Here is an 18,232-nt window from a genome sequence, read left to right on the forward strand (position 1 = left end):
GCCAGTTTGCGGCCGAACCGGGGACTCTGGTTCAGGCCAGCTTGCCGTGGCACTGCTTGTACTTCTTGCCGCTGCCGCAGGGGCAGGGATCGTTGCGGCCGACCTTGGGGTATTCCGAACCATCGTCCTCGGACCCGGCCTGCGCGGTCGGTGCCAGCAGTTCTTCCGGTGCGGCTTCGGGGTCGAAGTCGGCGTGCTGGTAGTTGACGTTGATGGGCGAGCCACCGGACATGCTTTCCTCGGCCGCCTCGATTTCTTCGCGGCTCTGGATGCGCACGGTCATGACGACCTTGATGACTTCGTTCTTGATCAGGTCCAGCATCTGGGCGAACAGCTCAAACGCTTCGCGCTTGTATTCCTGCTTGGGGTTCTTCTGCGCATAGCCGCGCAGGTGGATGCCCTGGCGCAGGTGATCCAGCGCGGCCAGGTGTTCGCGCCAGTGGTTGTCGATGCTCTGCAGCATGACGCTGCGCTCGAAGCCGGCGAAGGCCTCCACGCCAACCACGGCCACCTTGGATTCGTAGGCATCCTTGGCGGCGGTGAGCAGGCGTTCCAGCAGCTCGTCGTCGGCCATGTCGGGCTCGTCCTTGAGCAGGGCTTCCAGATCGACCTCGAGCTGCCATTCGTTGTTGAGCACCGCTTGCAGGCCGGGGATATCCCACTGCTCTTCCATCGACTCGGCCGGCACGTACTGGCGGAACAGGTCGGTGAAGACACCTTCGCGCAGGGAGGCGATCATCTCGGCCATCTCGACCGACTCCAGCAACTCGTTGCGCTGCTGGTAGATGACCTTGCGCTGGTCGTTGGCGACGTCGTCGTATTCCAGCAATTGCTTGCGGATGTCGAAGTTGCGGGCTTCCACCTTGCGCTGGGCCGACTCGATGGAGCGGCTCACGATGCCGGCTTCGATCGGTTCGCCTTCGGGCATCTTCAGGCGGTCCATGATGGCGCGCACGCGGTCGCCGGCGAAGATGCGCAAGAGCGCATCGTCCAGCGACAGGTAGAAGCGCGAGGAACCCGGATCGCCCTGGCGGCCCGAACGGCCACGCAGCTGGTTGTCCACGCGGCGCGATTCGTGACGCTCGGTGCCGATGATGTGCAGGCCGCCGGCATTGACCACGTGGTCGTGCAGGGACTGCCATTCATCGCGCAGCTGCTGCGACTTGGCGGCCTTGTCGGCCTCCGACAGGGACTCGTCGGCTTCGATCAGCTGGATCTGCTTGCCCACGTTGCCGCCCAGCACGATGTCGGTACCGCGACCGGCCATGTTGGTGGCAATGGTGATCATCTTGGGACGGCCGGCCTGCGCCACGATCTCCGCTTCACGCGCGTGCTGCTTGGCGTTCAAGACATTGTGCGGCAGCTTGGACTTGGTCAGGATGCCCGAGAGCAGTTCCGAATTCTCGATCGAGGTGGTGCCCACCAGCACGGGCTGGCCGCGCTCGTAGCAGTCCTGGATGTCCTTGACCATGGCCATGTACTTCTCTTGCGCGGTCTTGTAGACCTGGTCCTGGCGGTCCTTGCGGGCATTGGGACGGTTGGGCGGGATCACCACGGTTTCCAGGTGATAGATTTCCTGGAATTCGTAGGCTTCGGTATCGGCCGTACCGGTCATGCCGGACAGCTTGGCATACATGCGGAAGTAGTTCTGGAAGGTGATCGAGGCCAGGGTCTGGTTCTCGTTCTGGATCTTCACGCCTTCCTTGGCTTCGACGGCCTGGTGCAGGCCGTCGGACCAGCGACGGCCCGTCATCAGGCGACCGGTGAATTCGTCGACGATCACCACTTCACCGTTCTGCACCACGTAGTGCTGGTCGCGGTGATACAGGGTGTGTGCACGCAGGGCGGCATACAGATGGTGGATCAGGGTGATGTTGGCGGCATCATAAAGCGAGGCGCCTTCGGGCAGCAGGCCCATCTGGGTGAGGATTTCCTCGGCCTTGTCGTGACCGGCTTCGGTCAGCAGGACCTGGTGGCTCTTCTCGTCCTTGGTGTAGTCGCCGGGGACTTCGATCTTGCCCTTGCCGTCCGGGGTTTCTTCGCCGATCTGCAGGGTCAGCAGCGGCGGTACGGCGTTGATCTTGTGATACAGCTCGGTGTGGTTCTCGGCCTGGCCGGAGATGATCAGCGGGGTACGCGCTTCGTCGATCAGGATCGAGTCCACTTCGTCGACGATGGCGAAGTTCAGGGCGCGCTGCACGCGGTCATCGGCGTCGAAGACCATGTTGTCGCGCAGGTAGTCGAAACCGAACTCGTTGTTGGTACCGTAGGTGATGTCGGCGGCGTAGGCTTCCTGCTTGACGTCGTGTTCCATCTGCGACAGGTTCACGCCGGTGGTCAGGCCCAGCCAGCTGTAGAGGCGACCCATGTCTTCGGCATCGCGCTGGGCCAGGTAGTCGTTGACGGTCACCACGTGGACACCCTTGCCGGCCAGGGCATTGAGGTAGGCCGGCAGGGTTGCCATCAGGGTCTTGCCTTCACCGGTGCGCATTTCGGCGATCTTGCCGAAGTGCAGCGCCATGCCGCCGATGAGCTGAACGTCAAAGTGGCGCATCTTGAGTACGCGACGGGAAGCTTCACGGCAGACCGCGAAGGCTTCCGGCAGGATCGCGTCCAGCGCCTCGCCGCCGGCGATGCGTTGCTTGAATTCGGGCGTCTTGGCTTGCAGTTCGGCGTCGCTCAGCTTCTCGACCGACGGCTCCAGCGCATTAATCTGGCGGACGATTTTTTGATATTGTTTGAGCAGTCGCTGGTTACGGCTGCCGAAAATCTTGGTCAGGAATGACATGCTTGGATTCTATAAAAGCGCCGATGAACGATCCGGCAGAATGACGTTGGGCTCCCGGCTCGCGGGATTCCAGCCGATAACGCCCGAAAATAAACCATGGATTCTAGCACGCAGGCCGAAGGCATTGGCTCGCCGGGGCGGCCACGCACAGCATTCGCTTTAGATCGGGCGTGTTTGCAAGGTTTCAATGGGGGGACGCAATTTGGCAGAAATCGCCATATTGCGCTTGCCCGGCATGCAGCAATTTGCCGGGAATGCGGCCTGCAGACGGCTCGCCTGGCCGGAAACACCCGTCCGGCCTAGCGCCCCGCCACGAAGACCGGCAACTGCTTGGGCTGGTTGCCGCCGGTGGCGCCCAAGGCCAGGAACTTGCGCGGATCCTGGGCCACGCCCCGGATACGTACCTCGAAATGCAGGTGCGCCCCGGTCGAACGCCCGGTCGAACCCACATCGGCCACGCGCTGACCGCGTTTGACGATGTCGCCCACCTTCACGTACAGCCGCGAGGCGTGGGCGTAGCGGGTGATGATGTTGTTGCCGTGGTCGATTTCCAGCATGTTGCCAAACTGGTAATGATATTCGGAGGCGATCACCACCCCGGCGGCGGCGGCCACGATGGGGGTGCCCACCGGGGCCGGGAAGTCCAGGCCCTCGTGGAAGGCGTTGTGGCCGGTGAAGGGGTCCAGGCGCCAGCCGAAACTCGACGAGTTGTAGGCCACGTTGACCGGTTGATTGGTCGGCAACAGGCGCGACTTGATCTTGTCGCCCATCAGGGTGGATTCGACGGCGTTGAGGTAGTCGGTGCGGTGACCGGCGTCCACGGCCAGGGTGTCGAGCATGCGGCGCAGCTCGTCCATGCCGACGTCGCGGCCGGGTCCGGCCAGGCTGGAGACTTCGGCGCCGCCGCGACCGGGTGACTCCTTGAAGTTGAATTCCTCGGGGCGGATGCCGGCCAGGCCCTGCACCCGCTCGCCCAGGGCATCCAGACGCATCATCTGGGCCTGCATCTCGCCGACCTTCACGGCCATCATGGCGAGGTTTTCCTTGAGGAATTTCTCGTTGCGGCCATCTTCTTCCTGGCTCATCGAGACGGCCAGCTTGTGCAGCATGGGCGCGGCATCCGGATCGGTGGCCTTGTTGATCAGGAAGTAGGTGATCCCCAGCGAGGAAGCGGCGATCAGCACCACCAGCAGCAACATCATCAGCAGCAGGTGCCGGGTCCCGAGGGTGACAGACCGGGCTTTGGTAAAGCGGGGGTGCAGCAGGATAATTTGCATCTTTGCTCCTTGGTCTCCGGCCGGTCAGACACCGGATGTGATAAGGTTTAAAGATGAAGGTCCCATCTACGTTTACCCCTTATCGGCCCGCTCCCACGAGCGCCCAACGCATGGCGAAGAGCACGAAGGGAGCCGCGGATTTCTTGCGGTCGAATTCGACGATGGCGGCGCTCTTGCCCGCCCTGGCTCGCATGGGCACGCTGCAGCAGTCGGTCGCCGCGAGCTTGCCGGCGATGTTTGCCGCGTGTCAGATCTTGCAGTTTGAAGCTGGCGTGCTGGTCATGAGCGCGCCCAATGCAGCGCTGGCGGCACGGTTGAAGCAGCAAACCCCGAAGCTGCAGGACCGCCTGCTGAAGGACGGATGGCAGGTTAATTCAATCCGAATCAAAGTGCAAGTTGGCCGGACGGCCCCTCCCCCAGCGCCCAAACGGGTGCTGGAACTGACCGAAAACGCCCTCTCCTCCTTTGCCGAACTCAGCAGTACGCTGGCGCGCGACCCGCGCAGCCAAGGCTTGAAGGAAGCCATCGACGCCATGATACGCCGCCGCGACCAGCGCATATTGGCCAAACAGGCAGGCGAAGATCCGCCATTTCCCGAGGGAAAATAGCCGCTTGACGAAATCCTTATAAAAAATTTACGAGATTTCTTTCGTCAGATCGCCAGAAAACCAAACGCCCCGGTCCAGGCCGGGGCGTTCGTTCATGGGGTCGATGCGGGGATCGGTCAGTTCAGTGCCCACTCCTGCTGGGCCTGCATCACATAGGTCTGCGGTGCCTGGTCGAGCTGGTCGAAACTGACGATTTCATAGGCATCCGGTTGCGAGAGCAGTTCACGCAACAGCAGATTGTTCAGGCCGTGGCCGGACTTGTGGGCATCGTAGCTGGCCAGCAGCGGATGGCCGATGATGTACAGGTCGCCGATGGCATCCAGGATCTTGTGGCGCACGAACTCGTTGTCGTAGCGCAGGCCGTCGGCATTGAGGATGCGGTACTCATCCATGACGATGGCGTTCTCGAAGGAACCGCCACGGGCCAGGCCCATGCCGCGCAGGGTTTCCACATCCTGCATGAAACCGAAGGTGCGCGCGCGGGCGATTTCCTTGACGTAGGAGTCGATGCCGAAATCGACCTCGGCCACCTGCCCGGTGCCGTCCACGGCCGGGTGATTGAATTCGATGAAGAACTTCAGGCGGAAACCGTCGTACGGTTCAAGACGCGCCCATTTTTCCTTGTCGCCGCTGCCTTCACGCACTTCCACGGGCTTTTTCACGCGGATGAATTTCTTGGGCGCGTTCTGCTCCTGCAGGCCAGCCTGCTGCAGCAGGAAGACAAAGGACGAAGCCGAGCCATCCATGATGGGGATTTCTTCGGCGGTCAGATCGATGATGAGATTGTCGATGCCCAGGCCGGCGCAGGCCGACAGCAGGTGCTCGACGGTGGACACCTTGGCGCCATCCTTGGTCAGGGTCGATGCCATGCGGGTATCGCCCACGCCGGTGGCGATCATCGGCAGCTCGACCACCGGGTCCAGATCCACGCGGCGAAACAGGATGCCGGTATCGGCTGCCGCCGGACGCAGGGTCAGCTCGACCTTGGTGCCGGAGTGCAGGCCCACGCCCGTGGTCTTGACCAGATTCTTGATTGTGCGCTGTTTCAACATCCGGTCATTATAGCCAAGATGCCCCGGCCCCGCCCCGTATGGTACGGCTTTGTTGCAAATCGTTCCTATCTGTAAAACAGGCAACGGCGGGGGGATTGAGCAATCAGATCGATGAATATCTTTCCCCCAGGAAAAACGGCATGCCGCAGCATGCCGTCTTGCGCTCACTGCCTGGCCGGGGAGTTCCCCGGACGCATCAGCCCAGCTGGGCCAGCAGGGTTTCGGCGTTGGAGACTTCGAACTTGCCCGGGGCTTCCAGGTTCAGTTGCTTGACCACGCCGTCGTCGAGCAGCATGGAATAGCGCTGCGAGCGCACCCCCATGTTGCGTTCGGTCAGGTCGAATTCCATGCCCAGGGCCTTGGTGAAGGTGGCGCTGCCGTCACCGAACATGCGCACGATGCCGGTGGCCTTCTGGTCGCGGCCCCAGGCGCCCATGACGAAGGCGTCGTTGACCGAGAGGCACCAGATCTCATCCACACCCTTGGCCTTGAACTGGTCGGCCAGGGCGATGTAGCCCGGCACGTGCTTGGCCGAACAGGTCGGGGTGAAGGCGCCGGGCAGTGCGAACAGGGCGATCTTCTTGCCCTTGACCAGGTCCGACACCTTGAAGGCATTGGGCCCCAGGCTGCAGCCTTCGGTTTCGGTCTCGATGAATTCGGTCAGGGTGCCTTCGGGCAGGCGGTCGCCGATCTTGATGGTCATGGTGTTTCCTCGTCTGGTTGTAGGACTGTGAATTAATTGGTGAAACAGATGCCTCTGCCGCGATTGATCGATTCAGCAGATGAATTGCCGGCACGCTGCGCACGAAAAAACGCCGCGCACGTGGCGCGGCGTTAGTATGCCTTGGAACCGGCCGGCCTGCTTTGAAGCCGCCGACCGCTCCTCGACAACGACGATCAGTCCGCCTGCTTGCGCAGGAAGGCCGGGATGTCGTAGGTTTCCATGCCGTTCTTTTCCAGGGCGCGCACGGTGTCCGAAGCCGACTCGCGACGCCACACGGCCGGGGCCTTCAAACCACCGAAAGTGGCACCGGCCGGTTGTGCCGTACCTTGCGGCATGGCGCCACCGACGGCCATCATCGGCTCGTTGTGGGTACCGGTGCGCATGACCGGGGTCTGCACCAGTTGCACGGCCTTGCGGGCACGGCCCAGGCCGGTGGCCACGACGGTCACGCGGATCTCGTCACCCATGCTGTCATCGTAGGCGATGCCCTGGGCAATCGAGGCGTCCGGTGCGGCGAAGGCGCGCACGGTGGCCATGACTTCCTTGATTTCCTTGCCCTTGAGGCCGCGGCTGGCAGTGACGTTGACCAGCACGCCGCGCGCGCCGGACAAATCGATGCCATCGAGCAGCGGCGAAGCCACGGCCTGCTCGGCGGCCACGCGGGCGCGGTCGACACCGGCAGCGGTAGCGGTGCCCATCATGGCCTTGCCCTGCTCGCCCATGATGGTCTTGACGTCGTTGAAGTCGACGTTGATGTGGCCGGGCACGTTGATGATTTCGGCGATACCGGCCACCGCATTGTTCAACACGTCATCGGCGTGAGACAGCCATTCGATCATGCTGTCGTCTTCGTAGATCTCTTCCAGTTTTTCATTGAGGATGATGATCAGCGAATCGACGTGCTGGGTCAGCTCTTCCAGTCCGGCATCGGCGATGTCCATGCACTTCTGGCCTTCGTAGGAGAAGGGCTTGGAGACCACGGCCACCGTCAGTGCGCCCAGCGACTTGGCCACCTGCGCCACCACCGGAGCAGCGCCGGTGCCGGTGCCGCCGCCCATGCCGGCGGCGATGAAGACCATGTGCGCGCCGCGCAGGGAGTCTTCGATGCGGGCCCGGGTTTCCTCGGCCAGCCGACGACCGACGTCGGGCTGCATGCCGGCGCCCAGACCGGTGTCGCCGATCTGGATGACGTTGTGCGCCTTGGATTGCTTCAGTGCCTGGGCATCCGTGTTGGCGGCGATGAATTCGACGCCGGACACACCCTTGTTAATCATGTGCTGCACGGCATTGCCGCCAGCACCGCCAACGCCCACGACCTTGATGATCGTACCCAGCGTCGCATTGTCGACCATATCGATTTCCATGATGACTCCTTAAAATATATGTGTCCTGCAGCTGGCAGTTGATAGGCATCACGCGGTGTGACGACTAGCAACTGATCACTGCTGTCTATGTACTTGATTCCCTGTTGTTTCTTCTAATGCCGTACTGCCAATGCTGCGAATACTGCGAATACTGCGAATGATGCCTTGATACCGCTATTCCAAGAAAACCCTGCTGCAAATTTGCTGCGGTCTTCATCATTTTTTTACTGCCAGAACCCTACAACTGAACCGCCAGCAACAACCAATGCTTTTACATCCTGAAGCATTCATCGATGGCCGCACGCGACGGCCTTCGCGAAGGGTTCAGAAATTGCCGAGGAACCACTCCTTCATGCGCTGCCAGACCGCCTTGACCGAACCTTCCTGGCGGGTCACGATGTAGCCGCGCAGATACTGTTTCTTGGCTTCCTGCAGCAGGCCCAATACGGTCGAGTAGCGCGGGCTGCGTACCACGTCAGCCAGCTGGCCGCTGTATTCGGGCGTGCCCAGGCGCGCCGGTTTCAGGAAGATGTCTTCGGCCAGTTCGGTCATGCCCGGCATCATTGCCGAGCCACCGGTGAGCACGATGCCCGAGGACAGCACCTCTTCATAACCCGACTCGCGCACCACCTGATGCACCAGCGCAAACAGCTCTTCGACGCGCGGCTCGATGACGGCGGCCAGCGCCTGGCGCGACAGGGTGCGCGGATTGCGGTCGCCCAGGCCGGGCACTTCCAGCGTCTCGGTCGGATCGGCCAGGATCTGCTTGGCCACGCCATAGCGCAGCTTGATCTCTTCGGCTTCCAGCGTGGGGGTGCGCAGGGCCATGGCGATGTCGTTGGTGATCTGGTCACCGGCAATCGGGATCACCGCGGTATGACGGATCGCGCCTTCGGTGAAGACCGCCACATCGGTGGTGCCGCCACCGATGTCGACCAGCACCACGCCCAGTTCGCGCTCATCCGTGGTCAGCACCGAATCGGCCGAGGCCATCGGTTGCAGGATCAGGTCGGAGACTTCCAGACCGCAACGGCGCACGCACTTGACGATGTTCTGCACGGCGGAAACCGCACCGGTGACGATGTGCACCTTCACTTCCAGGCGGATACCGCTCATGCCGATGGGCTCGCGCACGTCTTCCTGGTTGTCGACGATGAATTCCTGCGGGACCGTGTGCAGCAGCTGCTGGTCGGTCGGGATGTTGACGGCCTTGGCGGTCTCGATCACGCGCGAGACGTCGGCGGCGGTCACTTCCTTGTCCTTGATGGCGACCATGCCGCTGGAATTGAAGCTGCGGATGTGACTGCCGGCGATGCCCGTGTAGACATTGCGGATCTTGCAGTCGGCCATCAGCTCGGCTTCTTCCAGGGCGCGCTGTATCGATTCGACGGTGGCCTCGATGTTGACGACCACGCCCTTCTTGAGCCCCTTGGATTCGGACTGCCCCAGCCCGATCACTTCATGGCGGCCATCGGGCAGCACCTCGGCCACCACCGCCACCACTTTCGAGGTGCCGATGTCCAGACCGACGATCAGATTTTTTGCGTCTTTTGTCATAGCGTTCCGCTTATTTCTTTTTCCCGTTCATTGCCGCCAGCACCAGGCCATCCGCCTTCAAGGCCATCCCGTTGGGATAGCGCAGGTCGACGCTTTCTATCTTTCCCTGCAATCGTTCCATCAGCTGCGGATATGCCGCCACCAGCCGCGCCACCCGTTCCTTCAATATCGCATCGCCCTGCTCGCGGCCCAGCTCGACCGTCATGCCATTGTCCAGCCGTACGGTCCAGGCATAGCGGTTCGACAGCACCACCGACTCCGGCTCCAGCTTGATGGGCGCGAACCACTGACGGAACAAGGCCAGTCGCGCCACCACCTGCTTCTCGCTGCCGGGGGGGCCATCGAACTCCAGCAGCTCACCGTCATCCTCGGCCTCGGCCAGGTTGGCGGTGAACACGTCACCCTTCTGCGACAACAACTTGCCATCTTCGCCCCAGGTACCCAGGGCCTTGTGTTCCTCGATCTTCACCACCAGCCGGTCCGGCCATTCACGCCGCACCATGGCCTTGCGCACCCAGGGCACGGCTTCGAAGGCCGCGCGCACCGCCGTCAGGTCGGCCGTGAAGAAATTGCCATGGATGCGCGGCACCGCAGTGGCCCGCACCGTCAAGGCATTGACCTTCTCCAGCGGCATATCGCTGGCTGATTCGATGCGTATCGTGTGCAGCGTAAACATCGGCCGCTGCGCCACCCACCACAAACCCGATGCCACCAGGGCCAGCAGCACCAGCGCAAAAAGCGCACTGCTGATGGCGTTGAGCATCTTGACGTCCTGCCACATCGACGCGTTCTTCCTTAAACCCGGACCATCACGGCTGGCCCGCCTGCGGCGTCCAGTCCTTCGATGGCCTCATGTCCAGCGCGGCCATCGCCAAAATCTCGCAGCACAGGTCTTCATAGCTCATGCCCACCGCCTTGGCCGCCATCGGTACCAGCGAATGGCCGGTCATGCCGGGCGAGGTGTTGATTTCGATCAGGTAAGGCTCAGCCTTTCCATCCGCCTCACGCAGCATGAAGTCCACGCGGCTCCAGCCACGGCAACCCAACGCATTGAAAGCCCGTACCGCCAGATCCTGGATATGGCGCGTCAGTTCCGCATCCAGAGGGGCGGGGCAGTAATATTTCGTGTCGTCGGTGAAATACTTGTTCTGGTAGTCGTAGTTGCCATCCGGCGCGCAGATCTCGATGACCGGCAAGGCCCGCGCATCGCGTCCCTGCCCCAGTACCGGCACCGTCAGTTCACGGCCACGGATGAATTCCTCGGCCAGCACCACGCTGTCATAGCGGGCGCACATCTCGAAGCTCACCTGCATGTCGGAATAACCGTTGACCTTGGCAATGCCGATGGTCGAGCCTTCATGCGGCGCCTTGAGCATCAGCGGCAAACCCAGCTCGTCGGGCACCACGCGCAATTGCTCGCGCGAGGTGGCCTTGGCATCCAGGCTCAGGAAGCGCGGCGTGGGCAGAGCATGCGAGAGCCAGATGCGCTTGGTCATGATCTTGTCCATGGCGATGCTGGAGGCCATCACGCCCGGGCCGGTATAGGGCAAGCCCATCTGTTCCAGCGCACCTTGCAGCGTGCCGTCTTCGCCATAGCGGCCATGCAGGGCGATGAAGACGCGGTCGAATTTCTCGGCCTGCAATTCACCCAGGCTGCGCTCAGCCGGATCGAAGGGATGCGCATCCACGCCCTTGCTGCGCAGGGCCTGCAAGACGCCATTGCCCGACATCATCGACACTTCGCGCTCGGCGGAACGACCACCGAAGAGCACGCCGACGCGGCCGAAGGCCTTGATCTGGTCCTGGCTGATCATGCGGCCCCCTGTTCGTTCTTGCCACCGGCGTGCGCGACCAAACGCCCCGGTACGGCGGAAATCGATCCAGCCCCCATGGTCATGACGACGTCGCCGTCGCGCACCACATTGCGGATGGTCTCGGGCATGTCGCCGATGTCGTCCACGAAGACCGGCTCCACCTTGCCGGCCGCGCGCAGCGCATGCGCCAGCGAACGGCCATCGGCGGCCACGATGGGGGCTTCACCGGCGGAATACACTTCACCCAGCACCAGCACATCGGGTGAGGACAGTACCTTGACGAAATCCTCGAACAGATCGCGCGTACGGGTATAGCGGTGCGGCTGGAAGGCCAGCACCAGGCGGCGGCCGGGATAGGCGCCACGGGCGGCGGCGATGGTGGCGGCGGTCTCGACCGGGTGATGGCCGTAATCGTCCACCAGCGTGAAGTGGCCAGCGGGATTGCCCTGCGCATCGGTGATCGGCACCTCGCCATAGCGGGTAAAGCGGCGGCCTACACCGTTGAATTCGGTCAGCGCCTTCTGGGTGGCGGCATCATCCACATCCAGTTCACGGGCAATGGCGATGGCGGCGCAGGCATTCTGCACGTTGTGCATGCCGGGCTGGTTCAGGCTCACCTGCATGGGTGCGTAGCCGTCCTGGATCACGGTGAATTCCATCTTGCCATCCACGGCGCGGGCCTCGATGGCGCGCACGTCGGCGTCGTCATGGAAGCCGTAGGTCAGAATGGGCTTGGAGACCATGGGCATGATCTCGCGCACGTGCGGATCATCCAGGCACAGCACGGCCACACCGTAGAACGGCAGGCGTTGGGTGAACTCGACGAAGGCCTGTTTCAGGCGCGCGAAGTCATGGTTGTAGGTTTCCATGTGATCGGCATCGATGTTGGTGATGACTTCGATCACGGGCGTCAGGTTGAGGAAGGACGCATCCGACTCATCGGCTTCGGCCACGATGAATTCACCGGTGCCCAGCTTGGCATTGGCGCCGGCGCTGGTGAGGCGGCCACCGATGACGAAGGTCGGGTCCAGTCCGCCTTGGGCCAGCACGCTGGCCACCAGGCTGGTGGTGGTGGTCTTGCCGTGGGTGCCGGCAATGGCAATGCCCTTCTTCAGGCGCATCAGTTCACCCAGCATCACCGCGCGCGGCACGATGGGGATGTGCTTCTTGCGCGCGGCCAGCACTTCCGGGTTGTCGCCCCTGACGGCGGTGGAGGTGACGATGGCGTCAGCGCCTTCGATGTTCTCGGCCGCATGGCCATAGCGGATGTTGGCGCCCAGCTGCGCCAGGCGCTGGGTGGCGGCATTGCTGCCCAGGTCGGAGCCTGAGACGCCATAGCCGAGGTTGAGCAGCACTTCGGCGATACCGCTCATGCCTGAGCCGCCGATACCCACGAAATGAATGTTCTTGACGCGATGCTTCATGGTGTTACCAGTCCTTCCAGCACGCGCGCGATTGCCTCGTTGGCGTCGCGCCGGCCTTGTTCGTATGCCGCCTGTGCCATGTCATGGCATGCAGCGCGGTCCAGTTTCTGCAGCAAACCGGCCAGGTGATCCGGCGTCAGTTCGCGTTGCGGCAAGTGAATCGCCGCCTTGTTCCGTGCCATCCACTTCGCATTGTCGATCTGGTGCGAGGTGGTCGATACCGCCAGCGGCACCAACACGCTGGCCACGCCCGCAGCCGTCAGCTCGGAGACCGTGATGGCCCCGGCGCGGCAGATCACCAGATCGGCCTCGGCATAGCGGCGCGGCATGTCGTCGATGAAATCGACCACTTCGGCCTGCACGCCTGCGGCCTCGTAGGCTGCGCGCAAGGCGGCGATATGCTGCTTGCCCGACTGGTGCGTCACTTGCGGACGCAACTGGGCAGGCAGCTTCGCCAGCGCGGCGGGCACGTTGTCGTTCAAGACCTTGGCGCCCAGGCTGCCGCCCACCACCAGAATCTTCAGCGGGCCGCTGCGGCCGGCGTAACGTTGGGCCGGCTGCGGCAGCGCGATGATTTCCTTGCGCACCGGATTGCCGGTGACCTCGGCCTTGCCCGCCGCACGGCCGAAATCGGCCGGGAAGCCAAAGAGAAGCTTGGTCGCCATCGGCGCCAGGGTCTTGTTCGACAGCAGCAGTGCCGCATCCGCATTGACCAGCACCAGCGGCTTGCCGCGCAGGCGCGCCATCACGCCGCCCGGTACGGTGACGTAGCCGCCCATGCCCAGCACCACATCGGGACGACGACGGCCGAGGATGGCATGGCAATGCAGGAAGCTTGCCAGCAGACGCCACATCCCCTTGACCGTATGCAGCAGCCCCTTGCCGCGCAGGCCGGCGAAGACAATGCTGTCCATCTCCACGCCATGGCGCGGCACCAGCTCGCGCTCCATGCCGTGCGTGGTGCCCAGCCAGCTCACTTGCCAGCCGCGCGCGCGCATGGTGTCGGCGATCGCCAGACCAGGGAAGATGTGGCCGCCGGTACCGGCGGCCATGATCAGCAACTTGCGCGGCGCGCTCATGGACGGCCTCCGCGCATGAGTACCCGGTTTTCGTAATCGATGCGCAGCAGGATGGCCAGGCCCACGCAATTCAACAGCACACCCGAACCGCCATAACTCATCAGCGGCAGCGTCAGCCCCTTGGTCGGCAGCAGGCCGAGGTTCACGCCCATGTTGATGAAGGCCTGCACGCCCAGCCAGATACCGATGCCCTTGGCCACCAGGCCGGCAAAGGTGAGGTCCAGCGCGATGGCCTGGCGACCGATCTCGAAGGAATGCTTGACCAGCCAGTAGAACAGCAACACCACCACCAGCACCCCGACGAAACCGAGCTCCTCGCCGATGACGGCGAGCAGGAAGTCGGTATGCGCTTCGGGCAGGTAATGCAGCTTTTCCACGCTGCCGCCCAGCCCGACGCCGAACAGTTCGCCGCGCCCGAAGGCGATCAGCGAATGCGACAACTGATAGGCCTTGCCCAGCGCGTTTTCTTCCTCCCAGGGATTCAGATAGGCAAAAATGCGCTCGCGCCGCCACGGCGAGGTGACGATGACCAGCGAGAACACCCCCACCAGGGTAGCCCCGATACCGCCGAACCAGACGCCGTTGATGCCGCCCAGGAACAGGATGCCCATGGCGATGCAGACAATCACGCCGAAAGCACCCAGGTCAGGCTCCAGCAGCAACAGCAGGCCGACCAGGCCGACGGCGGCGGCCATGGGGAAGAAGCCCTTGACCAGCTTGTGCATCACCGCCTGCTTGCGCACCGTGTAGTCGGCGGCATACAGCACGATGAAGAGCTTCATCAGTTCGGAGGGCTGCAGGTTGATGATCTTCAGCGAGAGCCAGCGCTTGGCACCATTGACCCCCTTGCCCACGCCCGGAATGAGCACCATCAGCAGCAGGATCAGCGTGATGGCAAAGAGATAGGGCGCCCACTTCTGCCAGGTCTCGATGGGCACGCGGAAGACCACCGCACCGGCCACGATGGAGAGCACGATGAAGATCGCCTGGCGGATCAGGAAGTGGTAATTCGAATAGGATGCGTACTTGGGCGAGTCCGGCAATGCCACCGAGGCCGAATACACCATCACCATGCCGAACAGCATCAACAGCAGGACCACCCAGATCAGCGGCTGGTCGTATTCCATCATGCGCGAGCGCTGCTCGAAGCCGATGCTGCCCGATGCGCTGCCACGGCTGCTGCGGACGCGACCGGCGGCCACCGGCGCGGCCTGTTTCAAGCCGCCCAGCCAGTTGCGCACCGAGGACAGGCCCAGTTTCATGCCAGCACCTCACCGCGCGAGAGCGCCAGTTCGCGCACCGCGTCCACGAAGACCTCGGCGCGATGGGCATAGTTGCGGAACATGTCCAGGCTGGCGCAGGCCGGCGAGAGCAGTACGATATCGCCGGCGGCGGCGAGTTCACCGGCCTTTTCCACGGCCGCTTCCAGGCTGGCACAATCGATGAGTTCGACACCGCTGTCGGCCAGGGCCGCGCGCACGGCGGGGCCGTCGCGACCGATCAGCAAGACGGCGCGGGCGTATTTCTGCACCGGCAGATCCAGCGGCGAAAAGTCCTGACCCTTGCCATCACCACCAGCGATCAGCACGATGCGGTTGGGACGACCACCCAAACCCAGTCCATTGAGCGCAGCCACGGTGGCGCCGACATTGGTGCCCTTGCTGTCGTCGTAGTACTCGACGTCCTGGATCACGCCGACCAGTTCCACCCGGTGCGGTTCGCCCGTGTAGTCGCGCAGACCGTGCAGCAGCGGCGCCATCGGCAGATCGACGGCGCGGCACAAGGCCAGCGCGGCCAGCGCATTCATGGCGTTGTGGGCGCCACGGATGCGCAGGGCATCGGCAGGCATGAGGCGCTTGACGGTCACCGGCGGCGGCAGCATGTCCTTCTGCTTGCGGCGACGCTTGCCTTCCGGGACTTCATCGTCTTCATGCACGAAGGCGTTGGCCAGCCACAGCATGCCATTGTCATTGACCAGGCCGAAGCTGTTGGGGGTGGACGGTTCGTCCAGACCGAAGGTGGACAGCGGCGCAGCGGCTGCGCTCATCTCCATCACCAGTGCGTCATCTCGGTTGAGCACGCGTACGGTGTCCTGGCCGAAGATGCGGGCCTTGTCGGCGGCGTAGTTGTCCATGCTGCCGTGCCAGTCCAGGTGGTCCTGGGTCAGATTCAGGACGGTGGCGGCATGCGGCTGCAGGCTGTGCGTGGTGTGCAGCTGGAAGCTGGAGAGCTCCAGCACCCAGGCCTGCGGCAGGGAACCGCGATAGCTCGGCTCCGGTGGCGGCGGCGGAGGCACTTCCACCAGCGCATCTTCCTCGGCCTTGCGCGAGACTTCCATGAAGTCGCCCAGGTTCATGGCTTCGCCCGTGGTGGCGGGGGCCGCCATATCGGCTTGCGGCACCACGTCGGAGGCCACGTCCAGGGTGGCCTCGGTGGGCTGCCCGGTATCCGGTACCGTGTACTCGGCAGCTTCGTGCGCGGGTTCCTCGCTGGCCAGCAGTTCTCCCTGCGGCGCCGGTTCAGGCGCTGGCGCGGCCACCTCGGGCTGCGCCTGCAGGACCGGCACGGCAATCGCGGCGGCCTGCTCGATGCTGGCCGCAGCACGGCGATGCTTCTCGGCCTCGGCGGCCTGGCGGGCGTCCAGCACGGCCTGTTGGGCCGCTTGTGCCTCGGCTTCGGCTGCGGCCTGGGCCGCGTCGCGGGCATCCTGCTCGGCCAGTTCGGCCAGGAAGATCTTGTCCTTGATCACGGCTTCACGCAGCACATCCAGCGCAGCCGGGCTGATGTTGCCTGCCACCTGCACCGACAGCCCGGCACGCTCGCATAAAAGACCGGTCAGGCGGGTCACGGTGGTCTTGCCGTTGGTGCCGGTGATGGCCAGCACCTTGGGTTGATACAGGGTCTCTTCGCGCAGGGCGGCCAGGGCCTGGGCGAACAGTTCGATCTCGCCCCACAGCGGCAGGCCGCGCTCGGCCATGGCCGGCATCAGCGGGGCCAGCTCGCCTGCGGGAGCCAGGCCGGGACTGACGGCGACGAAATCGATTCCCTCCAGCAACGAGGGGGCCAATGCCTGGCCCAGCACAGCCTCGGCCTCGGGCGCGTCGGCGCGCAAGGCCGCCAGGCGCTCGGCCAGCGCCGCTTCGCTACGGGTATCGGCCACGCGCACGCCGGCGCCGCAGTAGACCAGCCACCGCGCCATTGCCAGGCCGGACTCGCCGAGTCCGAGCACCAGAACGTGTTTGCCCGAGTAATTCATCTTGTTTTCCGACTCACTTCTTCATCAAGGTCTTGCCATGCAGGGCCCAGCCCTGCCAACCACGAAGGCGCCTCCTGCATTTCGTCACAAGGGGCGCCGTTTTTCTTCATATCGCCTGTTTACCGCAGCTTCAGGGTCGACAGGCCGACCAGTACCAGCATCATGGTGATGATCCAGAACCGCACCACCACCTGGGTTTCCTTCCAGCCCTTCTGTTCGTAGTGGTGATGCAGGGGTGCCATCAACAGCACGCGACGGCCAGTGCCGAAGCGCTTCTTCGTGTACTTGAAATAGGCCACCTGGATCATCACCGAGAGCGTCTCCACCACGAAGATGCCGCCCATGATGAAGAGCACGATTTCCTGGCGCACGATGACGGCGATGGTGCCCAGCGCACCACCCAGCGCCAGCGCGCCGACGTCGCCCATGAACACCTGCGCCGGGTAGGCGTTGTACCAGAGGAAGGCCAGGCCCGCGCCACCCATGGCGCCGCAGAAGATGAGCAGTTCGCCGGCACCCGGGATGTGCGGAATGAACAGGTACTTGGCGTAGGCCGCGTTGCCGGTCAGGTAGGCGAACAGGCCCAGGGCCGCCCCCACCAGCACGGTGGGCATGATGGCCAGGCCATCCAGACCATCGGTCAGGTTGACCGCATTGCTGGTGCCGACGATGACGAAATAGGTCAGCGCGATGAAGCCCCACACGCCCAGCGGATAGGTCACGGTCTTGAAGAAGGGCACGATCAGGTCGGCCTTGGGCGGCAGGTCCAGGCTGAAGCCGGAACGCACCCAGGCGACGAAGAGGTCGAAGACCTTCAGGTTGCTCACTTCGGAAACCGAGAAGGCCAGGTAGAACGCCGCCACCAGTCCGATCAGCGATTGCCAGAAATATTTTTCGCGCGAGCGCATGCCTTCCGGATCGCGATAGACCACCTTGCGGTAGTCATCGACCCAACCGACGGCGCCGAACCCGAGCGTGACGATCAGCACGATCCACACGAAACGGTTGGACAGGTCCGCCCACAGCAGGGTGGAAACGCCGATGCCGATCAGGATCAGCACGCCGCCCATGGTGGGGGTGCCGGACTTGATCAGGTGGGTCTGCGGTCCATCGGTGCGCACGGCCTGGCCGACCTTCATGCGGGTGAGCATGCGGATCACGGCAGGGCCGGCGATCATGCCGATCAACAGCGCCGTCAGCGTGGCGAAGACCGCGCGGAAGGTGATGAAGTTGAACAGGCGCAGAAAGCCGAAATCCTGTTGAAAATTCTGTGCAAGCCAGAGCAGCAT

The 18,232-nt window shown here is 63.5% G+C and carries 14 protein-coding genes; 1 reads left to right on the plus strand and 13 read right to left on the minus strand.

Annotated features, from left to right (window positions below):
• Positions 1-31: 31 nt before the first annotated feature.
• Together secA and ACODSZ_RS12035 are read right to left on the minus strand one after the other, a co-directional pair.
• A complete protein-coding gene (secA, locus tag ACODSZ_RS12030; RefSeq protein WP_175342920.1) occupies positions 32-2,788 on the minus strand; it encodes a preprotein translocase subunit SecA in 2,757 nt (918 codons plus the stop codon).
• 299 nt (positions 2,789-3,087) lie between these two features.
• Positions 3,088-4,065 carry a M23 family metallopeptidase gene (locus ACODSZ_RS12035; protein ID WP_008334553.1) on the minus strand — a complete coding sequence of 326 codons (978 nt, stop codon included), beginning with the start codon at positions 4,063-4,065 and terminating at the stop codon, positions 3,088-3,090.
• 53 nt (positions 4,066-4,118) lie between these two features.
• On the opposite strand from ACODSZ_RS12035, the gene ACODSZ_RS12040 reads away from it, so the two are divergent.
• Positions 4,119-4,673: a DciA family protein gene (locus ACODSZ_RS12040; RefSeq protein WP_175342921.1), complete on the plus strand. Its 555-nt coding sequence runs from the start codon at positions 4,119-4,121 to the stop codon at positions 4,671-4,673.
• A gap of 116 nt (positions 4,674-4,789) precedes the next feature.
• Here ACODSZ_RS12040 and lpxC read toward each other — a convergent pair whose 3' ends face one another.
• The 11 genes from lpxC to mraY all read right to left on the minus strand — a co-directional run bounded on the left by lpxC (position 4,790) and on the right by mraY (position 18,232).
• Positions 4,790-5,725 carry a UDP-3-O-acyl-N-acetylglucosamine deacetylase gene (gene lpxC, locus ACODSZ_RS12045; RefSeq protein ID WP_008334548.1) on the minus strand — a complete coding sequence of 312 codons (936 nt, stop codon included), beginning with the start codon at positions 5,723-5,725 and terminating at the stop codon, positions 4,790-4,792.
• 196 nt (positions 5,726-5,921) lie between these two features.
• Entirely contained in the window at positions 5,922-6,428 is a 507-nt protein-coding gene (locus ACODSZ_RS12050; protein ID WP_175342922.1) for a peroxiredoxin, read from the minus strand.
• Positions 6,429-6,622: 194 nt separating this feature from the next.
• Positions 6,623-7,813, minus strand: coding sequence for a cell division protein FtsZ (gene ftsZ, locus ACODSZ_RS12055; protein WP_008334544.1), 1,191 nt, complete (start codon positions 7,811-7,813; stop codon positions 6,623-6,625).
• A 324-nt stretch (positions 7,814-8,137) separates the two neighbouring features.
• A complete protein-coding gene (gene ftsA / locus ACODSZ_RS12060) occupies positions 8,138-9,370 on the minus strand; it encodes a cell division protein FtsA (RefSeq protein WP_008334543.1) in 1,233 nt (410 codons plus the stop codon).
• A gap of 10 nt (positions 9,371-9,380) precedes the next feature.
• A complete protein-coding gene (locus ACODSZ_RS12065; RefSeq protein WP_008334542.1) occupies positions 9,381-10,151 on the minus strand; it encodes a cell division protein FtsQ/DivIB in 771 nt (256 codons plus the stop codon).
• A gap of 28 nt (positions 10,152-10,179) precedes the next feature.
• Positions 10,180-11,184 (minus strand): D-alanine--D-alanine ligase, encoded by a 1,005-nt coding sequence (locus ACODSZ_RS12070; RefSeq protein ID WP_008334541.1) that lies wholly within the window; start codon positions 11,182-11,184, stop codon positions 10,180-10,182.
• Positions 11,181-12,608, minus strand: a complete 1,428-nt coding sequence (gene murC / locus ACODSZ_RS12075) for a UDP-N-acetylmuramate--L-alanine ligase (protein ID WP_175342924.1) — start codon at positions 12,606-12,608, stop codon at positions 11,181-11,183. Before murC ends, ACODSZ_RS12070 begins: the two co-directional genes overlap by 4 nt.
• Entirely contained in the window at positions 12,605-13,687 is a 1,083-nt protein-coding gene (gene murG, locus ACODSZ_RS12080; RefSeq protein WP_008334531.1) for an undecaprenyldiphospho-muramoylpentapeptide beta-N-acetylglucosaminyltransferase, read from the minus strand. The genes murC and murG overlap by 4 nt, the downstream gene beginning before the upstream one ends.
• Entirely contained in the window at positions 13,684-14,949 is a 1,266-nt protein-coding gene (gene ftsW, locus ACODSZ_RS12085) for a putative lipid II flippase FtsW (protein WP_488927665.1), read from the minus strand. The genes murG and ftsW overlap by 4 nt, the downstream gene beginning before the upstream one ends.
• The gene (murD, locus tag ACODSZ_RS12090; RefSeq protein ID WP_488927666.1) at positions 14,946-16,943 is read right to left on the minus strand and encodes a UDP-N-acetylmuramoyl-L-alanine--D-glutamate ligase; all 1,998 of its coding nucleotides are present in this window, start codon (positions 16,941-16,943) and stop codon (positions 14,946-14,948) included. The genes ftsW and murD overlap by 4 nt, the downstream gene beginning before the upstream one ends.
• Before the next feature lie 119 nt (positions 16,944-17,062).
• Positions 17,063-18,232 (minus strand): phospho-N-acetylmuramoyl-pentapeptide-transferase, encoded by a 1,170-nt coding sequence (gene mraY, locus ACODSZ_RS12095; protein ID WP_008334527.1) that lies wholly within the window; start codon positions 18,230-18,232, stop codon positions 17,063-17,065.

It is taken from the genome of Herbaspirillum sp. FG34 (genome assembly GCF_057809315.1).